The following is a 7,615-nucleotide window of genomic DNA, read 5'->3' as shown; positions in this document are numbered from 1 at the left end:
CCGGCGGCGAGCGCGAGAGCAGAGCCCGATATCCCTAGGCGCCTCTTCAACGAACTCACGGAGGAACCGAAAGCCACGAGCAGCGCCGCCGCGATAAGCATCGAGTAGTGCGCCGTCGGATCGCGCATGGGCCACGGTGACGGCTGCGCCAGAATGACGGCCAGGGCGTCCGGCGCACCGAAGATCACCGGCGACGCGCCCAGCGGGACAACGTAGCCGTACGGTTTCGATATCTCTTCGAGGTATATGCGGTTGCGCCCGCGGGTCAGCAAGCGCACGGCGCGCCCCGGGTGGGAGGCGAGGTAGCGCGCGGCCTCTGTCGGCGTCTGTCCCAGGTACCCGTAGAGGTAGCGGAAGGGACGTCCCGACTCCTCGGTGCGGAAGTGCGGCATGATGAGACCGATCGTGACAGCGCCGTACGCCGCGGCGCCGACGGCGGGCAGCACCACCCATCGCCAACCGCGCCGCCTCGCCGCCGCATAGAGGGAGAACAGCGCCACAGGTACGACGAAGCTCTCCTTCACCAGCAGGGCGAGGGCGGCGAAGAGCGCGAAGCGCAGGGGCCGACCACGTTCGAAGTACATCAGCGCCGCCAGGAACGCCGCCACGCCGAAGGCGACCTCGTGGAACTGCCACAGGGTTGATCCCAGCATGGCCGGCAGGAGCAGCAGGCCCGCGGCGAGCGCCAGCGCCTCCCCCTCCGGCCATGTGCGCCGCAGAATCGCATGCACTGGGAAGGCCGCCGCGGCCATCGCCGCGCTCTGCAGGATGAGGAGCGGCACGGCCGATGGCCAGACGGCATAGAGCGGCAGCAACGCGAAGAGAATCGGCGACCAGTGGGTGCCGAAGTGCGAGCCCCCCTCGTCGGATACGTGGAACAGCCCGCCGCCGTGGAGCGTCGTCCACAGCCCCTGCTGGAACAGGTAGACATCGCTGATGTGCTCGCCGAAGAGAAGCTGGCGGAGAGCGACGACAAGGGACAGCACGCCGATGGCGCCCGCGGCGTAGGGCAAGTGGCGATCGCGGCCCCATTTGAAGGATGCCACGGCGATCAGCGCCGCGCCCGCCGCGAGCAGCAAGCGAGAACAAGATGCGCCGACGTCGAGCGCGACTTGACCGGCCAAAAGGTACTTGCACAGGAGCGCCCATCCTATGAGCGCCACGACGCACGCGGCGCCCTTCCATCCCCACGGCAGTGTCGAACGCGCGATGAAGTAGGCCGCCGCGCCGGCCGGGACGAGCAGAATCGCCAGCGCGGCCGGTGTCCCCAGCGCTGCCGCGATAATCAGGACTGCGGCGACCGACTCCCGGATTAACTGCGTCACGACGGGGAGGGCGAAAAGCAGCACCACTGCAACGCAGGCGCCGAGGTCACGCGACGTGAGCCTGTAATCCGTGCCCGTCGCAGGCGGCGGGGCGCTCGCGCGAGACCGGCTGGCGGTCCCGTTCACGAGCGGCTCCCGAGTCGGCCGAGTTCGGCGCGATCCATGCGCTTGCGGCGGGCGCGCGCGTATCCCTTCGCGCCTTTCCTAGTGGAGTGGTACTTGTTGCGCGGCAAGATGGCGCGGCCGAACTTGAGGATGTATCGCTGCTGCTTTCGCATATCTGCCGCGTTGGAGAACTGACGGAAAGAGCCTGCGGCCCGACCGCCGCGAGTATAGCAACGCGGCCGGTGGGTGTCAATTGTGCCGGGCCAGCCGGAGGATGGCGACCGAGGCGGCTTCGTGTGTCGGGCTTGCCTACGGAGCGCTCGCGTGCCACGAAGGAGGGGGTTAATGTCGCATCTCTAAGACAAAGCCGCCACAGTAGCTCACTTGCGGCATGGAAGGACCTCACTGCAGGAGTAGAGCCGTCAGGTTATGGCTAGAACTAAAGGGGAACGGTATGGTGACGGCATGATGAACCTGAGCAGCGACAACGGGGACAGTGCGCCGAGGAAACGCGTGCTCGTCGTGGACGACGACGACGAGCTGGCCCGTGAGCTGCAATCCATAATCGAGCGCCACGGCTTCGCGGTGCGGCGCGCGGAGAACGGCGCGGTCGCACTCGACATGATTCAGAGGGAGCGCCCGGACATCATCCTGCTCGATGTCGTGATGCCGGTGATGGACGGGTTCCAGTTGCTGGCGGCGCTGCACGAAATCCCCGAGGCGCGCGACATCCCCGTGATAGTGCTCAGCGTGGGCCGCGAGGAGACGACGGTGAGCGCGGCGCGGCATGCCGGCGCCGCTGTGTACCTGCCCAAGCCGTTTTCCCCGCACGAGTTGATTGCGGTGCTGCGGCGCGTCGCGGGCATCGCCGACGAGCCGCCCGGCGACGAAGCCGCCCAGCCGGCCGAAGCCGCCTCAGGCAGCCACGGCTGAGCAGGCCTATCGAGACCCCGGGTTTCCGCCGCTGGCGTCGTCAACACGGCAGCGACGAGACCGAGGCCCTGGAATCCCGCACAGCGCAATCAGGCGAGGATCATTGACCCCATCGCGCCCGCACCAAGATCCCGCGGCGGGCAAGCTTTGCCTTGTTTAGGGGTGACAGGCCACGGTTCTATGGTCTCACCCGGCGCACGCGTATCGGCCCCGGAGGCATGCTCCCTCTCGCCGCGGCTGCGGCGCCCGCATGGGGCTTGGTCGCGGACCACGCGCCGCTGAGGGTCGTGGTATCAACGGCTTGCTGCCAGATCCCACCGGCCTCGGTCTGGCCGACGCCTCCGCTGAGGCTGAAGCCGGTGCCGTACAGGCCGTCGCTGGCGTTGATGCCCCAGCTGGCACCAGGCTGAGGGGGCGGGGTCAGCATCGCAGAGCCAATGTCCGAGGCGAACCAGTCAACTCTAGGCGCATCCGTCTGGTCAATCATCACGACGATATCGTCAACCAGGAAATTCATGATGGCCACTCTGCCTTCGCTGTCCCCCGTGTATCCCCCCATATACGTCCCCAGGGGATAGATGTCATACAGGAAGCCAAACCACTGCCCGGACCCTACGCCCTCCGCAGTGAACGTGCCCGCGACGTTCGAGCCGTCGAGGAAGTTGTCGAAGGTGCCGGTGAGAGTGAAGCTGCCGACATCTTCGGTGCCGCTGTTGCCGATCAGGCGGCCTGACGCCGTAAGGTTGTTCGAAGCATCTACGGCGCCGGTGAAGAACGCGTCCCGATTGACGATAGGTCCGCTAAAGAACGCCGCTCCCCCCACGGTACGGTCGCTCCGCACGACCAGCCCCACTTGAAGCACTGGTTGGTCGTACGCGCTCATGATGCCGTGCCCGAGGTAGGAGCCGACAATCTGCACTGGCGGCGGCGGGGTCGGCCCGCTGCCCCCGCATCCCGCAATAACCGCGACGGCGGCCATCAGAACGACCGCCGTTGACATCCTTTGCATCACATAGTACCTCTCGTTTTCTCAACTTCGCCGCGCGCCCCGCCAGCGCCTCCCGGCACAGTCCGACACGCGACCTGCGCTCTACCAATGTTAGACGCGCTCCGCCGCCCTCGGTTTCCTATAGAGTCTCGGGTATTACCGGGGCACCGGTAATGCCCGCAGACTCTTCCGGACGAGGTTCGTTCGGGAGGAGCGCTGCCATCCTTTGCGTCCTCCCCTAATGCACGAACCTCGGTAATAGGAGTTCGCGCTGCGACACGGAAACAGTACTCTTCCGCCGCGCTGCCGAGGCGCGGCTCATGCTTGGAGGTCGCGAGATATGCCGACGAAGCGCAAGCGAATCTATACCACGCAGGAATCCTCCGCAGCGCGCCTGGCCGCCGCCATACGCCCGTTGGCTTTCAAGGCGCGGTCGGTCGAGGAATGGCGCGCCTGGCGGCGACGGTTCAGGGCGGCGATTGTGCGCGAACTCGGCGCGATGCCGGACCCAGTCCCGCTGCGGCCGGAGGTCTTGGAGCGGACGGAGCTGCCGTCATACACGCGCGAGAAAGTGGTGTTCGATTCCGAGCGGTTCCAGTCGGTGCCGGCGTGGGTGTTGACTCCGCGGGGGGTGAGGCGCGGCGAGCGGCGTCCCGCGGTGATGTGCCTGCACGGTCACGGCCCCGGGAAGGATCCGCTCGTCGGTCTCGGGCCCAACGGGGAGGCGGTGGAGGACTATCAGCACCAGCTCGCGTGCCGCCTCGCGGAGCGCGGGTATGTGACGATCAGCCCGGACTGGCGCGGGTTCGGCGAGCGCCAGGACGACGCGGACTGGGTGCGCCCGGGCCGGGACCTATGCAACGTGACCTATTTCGCGGACGGCTATTTCGGGTATCACCGTCTCGCCCTGCAGATCTGGGACGGCATGCGCACGCTGGACTACCTGCTGTCGCGGCGCGAAGTTGACCGCCGCCGTATCGGCTGCATCGGCTGTTCGTTCGGGGGCACCATGACGACGTACCTCGCGGCGCTCGACCGGAGAATCGGCACCGCCGTCATCGTGTGCTACTTGAGCACCCTGAAGGACGCCGTAGCCCGCGCGAATTACTGCGGGGCGCAGTACATGCCGGGGCTGGGGAAATACGGCGACATCCCGGAGGTGGCGATGCTCATCGCGCCGCGGCCGCTGATGATCCAGGTCGGGGAGAAGGATCTGTGCTTCACGGTTGACGATGCGGCCCCCGCGGCGCGCCGGGTCGGGCGCCCCTATCGCGTCCTCGGCGTGCCGCAGCGCTTCAGCCTCGACATCTTCCCGGGCGAGCACGAGATCGACGTCGGGCCGGGGCTGGAGTGGTTCGACGCCTGGCTCAAAGGCGACCGACCGCCGCCGCTGACGCCGTAGGCCGCGGCACGGCGAGGCCGATCGCGCGGGAACAAACAGCCGGCTGGACGCAACCAACAGACGGACCTTCCGGGCGAGGCTTGACAGGGGCGCTCCGCCTGCGTATACTTGATTAACTAACCGTTGGTTTAGCATTGGGTCGTGGCGCAGTCGCAGACGCCCGGCAGTCGGAGCCGGGCGCCTGCCGTCAAATCCGCGAGGTCACCGTGGCGAAGTCGCCCATCCAGCAAGACGAGCAGGCCGGCGCCAAGGAGCGCATCATGGAGGCCGCGGAGCGCCTGTTTGCCGACCAGGGCTACTCCGCGACTTCCGTCGGCCAGATTGCGGAGGCGGCGCGGGTTAACCGGGCGCTGCTCTACTACTACTTCAAGAACAAGCGCGATCTCTACTGGGCCATTATTCACTGCGGCCTCGAGGAGGTGCTGGCCCTGCTCGCGGACGCGAATCGGGCGCCGGGCGGGGCGTGGCAGCGTGTCGAGCGGTTCGTGCGCTCGTACTGCGAGTTGCTGGTGACCCGGCACAACCTGGTGCGCATCGTGTTTCGCGAGATGACGGGGACTGGAGAGCAGGAGCAGCTCGGGCTGCCGATTCAGCGCTACCTGCACGACAGCCTGGCGTCGGCGCGCGCGCTGTTCCAGGAGGGCGAGGCGGCGGGGGAGTTTCAGGGGCTCGACTCGCGGCTGACGGCGTTCTCGCTGTTCGGCATGATTCACATCTTTTTCATGGAGCGCCTGACCAGGCGCCGTCGGTTCTCGACCGACGCGGTCGTCGCTCACACCCTGGAACTGCTGCGTCACGGCGCGCACGCGCCAGAGGACGCGACGGCGGCGCACTCTACTAAGCGGAGCATAAAGAGGAAGGCATGAAACCTAGGGGTGCTGGAACTCGGACTCTAGTCTGGCTCATCGTCGTCGCCGTGGTCGCCGTGCTCGGCTGGCGCGTCTACCACCGCATCGTGGCGCAGCGGAACCGACCGGCGCCGCAAACGCGAAGCGCCGTTCCCGTGGAGACGGCCGCGGTCGTGACGGCGGACCTCGCCGCCGCGCTCAACGTCACGGGCAGTGTGGAGCCGGATCGCAAGGCGGCGCTCGCGTCCAAGATACCCGGCAAGGTGGTCGCGGTGACGGTGGACGAAGGCGAACGGGTGGCTGAGGGGCAGGTGGTGGTGCGACTCGACGACAGCGACGTCCGCGCCCAGGTGGCGCAGGCGCGCGCCGCGGTAGAGGCGGCGGAGGCGGCGCGCGGCATGGCGCAGGCGCAGCTCGATCTCGCGCTCGCCGGCGCGCGTCCCCAGGAGCGGCAGCAAGCCCAGGCCAACGTGGCCCAGGCGCGCGCGGCGCTGGAGGCGGCGCGTGCGGGCCTGGAGGCGCTGCGCAAAGGCGCGCGCGAACAAGAGCGCGCCCAGGCGCAGCAGGCGGTGCGCCAGGCCAAGGCGGGGCTCGACAACGCCGAGGCGAATCTGCGACGCGCCGAGGAGCTGCTGAAGGCCGGCGCCATATCGGAGCAGCAAGTGGACCTCGCGCGCACCCAGTACCAGGTCGCCGAGGCGCAGTACCAGACCGCGGCGGAGCGACTCGACCTAGTGCGCGAAGGCGCGCGGACCGAGGAGATCAAGGCCGCCGAGGAACGGGTCAAGCAAGCGGATGCCGGCGTCCGGGTGGCGGAGCAGCAGTTGAGCATCGTCAACGAGGGCGCTCGCGCCGAGGACATTCGTGCCGCACGCGAGCAGGTCAACCAGGCCGCGGCCGGCGTTGCCCAAGCGCGAGCGGCGCTGCAGGCGGCGCAGGTGATGCTCGACAACACGGTGATCCGGAGCGCGCTAGGAGGCGAGGTGGCCCAGCGCGAGGTGGATCCCGGTCAGACCGTCGTGCCGAGCCAGCCGCTGCTGGCCGTGGTTGACAACCGTCAGGTCTACGTCAAAGCGAAAGTGGGCGAGGACGACGTGCGCAATGTGCGCCCGGGGCAGTCGGTCGAGGTGACCGTGGACGCCTATCCCGGGGAAACCTTCGCCGGCCGGGTCACGGAGATCCTGCCGGCGGCTGAGGTCGAAACGAGAATGTTCCACGTCAGAGTGCGCATCCCGAATCCGCAGGGGCGGCTCAAGTCGGGGATGTTCGCGCGCTGCGCGATCACGCTCGAACGTCTGCCCGGCGTCACCGCGGTGCCGCGGTCTGCGGTGGTGCGCGAGGGGGACGGGGCGGCGGTGTTCGTCGTGCGCGCGGGCAAGGCACATCGCGTGGCGGTCAAGCTCGGCGTCGAGCAGGGGGATCTGGCGCAGGCGCTCGCCGGCGTCACGCCCGGCGATGCGGTGGTCGTCGCGGGGCATGACACCTTACGCGACGGCGATGCGGTGCGAGTGACGGGAGGGAGCTAATGTCTGTTTGGGGCCTCTCAGTACGCCGCCCGATCCTGATCGCGATGGTGATGCTGGCCCTGGTGGTGGTCGGCTTCATCAGTTACTTCCGTCTCGGGATGGATCTGCTGCCCAACCTCAAGATTCCTTTCGTCACGGCTACCGTCGTGTACCCTGGCGCCGGGCCGCGAGAGATCGAGACCGAGATCACCAAGCGCATAGAGGACGCGGTCGCCACCACCCGCAACGTCAAGCAAATCGACTCCTATTCGTCGGAGGGCGTCAGCGTAGTCGTGGTGGAGTTCGAGGTCGGAGTGGATCCCGACGTCGCCGCACAGGATATCCGCGACAAGGTGGCGCCCGTCGAGCGCATCCTGCCTGAGGATGCCGAGCGGCCGGTGATCTCGCGAGTTGACCTCGAAGCGAGGGCGATCATGCAGTTGGCGGTCTCCAGCAACCTGCCCCTAGTACGGCTGCGGCGCCTCGCCGACGACGTCATCTCGCCGCGT

At 67.9% G+C, this 7,615-nt stretch carries 8 protein-coding genes; 5 read left to right on the top strand and 3 right to left on the bottom strand.

What is annotated here, in order from left to right; genetic code table 11:
* On the bottom strand, positions 1 to 1,451 hold a 1,451-nt coding region (locus JSV65_13900), incomplete at its 3' end, for a DUF2079 domain-containing protein (GenBank protein UCH33648.1).
* On the bottom strand, positions 1,448 to 1,603 hold the full coding sequence (locus JSV65_13895; GenBank protein UCH33647.1) for a hypothetical protein: 156 nt from the start codon (positions 1,601 to 1,603) through the stop codon (positions 1,448 to 1,450). The genes JSV65_13895 and JSV65_13900, both read right to left, overlap by 4 nt.
* A gap of 256 nt (positions 1,604 to 1,859) precedes the next feature.
* Between JSV65_13895 and JSV65_13890 the strand changes: the two genes are divergently transcribed.
* Entirely contained in the window at positions 1,860 to 2,363 is a 504-nt protein-coding gene (locus JSV65_13890; GenBank protein ID UCH33646.1) for a response regulator, read from the top strand.
* Between the two features lie 178 nt (positions 2,364 to 2,541).
* Here JSV65_13890 and JSV65_13885 read toward each other — a convergent pair whose 3' ends face one another.
* Positions 2,542 to 3,372 carry a hypothetical protein gene (locus tag JSV65_13885; protein ID UCH33645.1) on the bottom strand — a complete coding sequence of 277 codons (831 nt, stop codon included), beginning with the start codon at positions 3,370 to 3,372 and terminating at the stop codon, positions 2,542 to 2,544.
* A 319-nt stretch (positions 3,373 to 3,691) separates the two neighbouring features.
* Between JSV65_13885 and JSV65_13880 the strand changes: the two genes are divergently transcribed.
* The 4 genes from JSV65_13880 to JSV65_13865 all read left to right on the top strand — a co-directional run.
* Entirely contained in the window at positions 3,692 to 4,753 is a 1,062-nt protein-coding gene (locus JSV65_13880) for an alpha/beta fold hydrolase (GenBank protein ID UCH33644.1), read from the top strand.
* A gap of 206 nt (positions 4,754 to 4,959) precedes the next feature.
* Positions 4,960 to 5,619 (top strand): TetR/AcrR family transcriptional regulator, encoded by a 660-nt coding sequence (locus JSV65_13875; protein ID UCH33643.1) that lies wholly within the window; start codon positions 4,960 to 4,962, stop codon positions 5,617 to 5,619.
* Positions 5,616 to 7,127 carry an efflux RND transporter periplasmic adaptor subunit gene (locus JSV65_13870; protein ID UCH33642.1) on the top strand — a complete coding sequence of 504 codons (1,512 nt, stop codon included), beginning with the start codon at positions 5,616 to 5,618 and terminating at the stop codon, positions 7,125 to 7,127. The genes JSV65_13875 and JSV65_13870 overlap by 4 nt, the downstream gene beginning before the upstream one ends.
* The coding region (locus JSV65_13865; GenBank protein ID UCH33641.1) for an efflux RND transporter permease subunit at positions 7,127 to 7,615 on the top strand (489 nt) is incomplete at its 3' end. The genes JSV65_13870 and JSV65_13865, both read left to right, overlap by 1 nt.

The sequence above is a fragment of the Armatimonadota bacterium genome (assembly GCA_020354555.1).
GTDB lineage: Bacteria > Armatimonadota > Hebobacteria.
The sequence above is the reverse complement of the archived record's forward strand: the minus strand, read 5'-3'. Positions and strand labels throughout refer to the sequence as shown.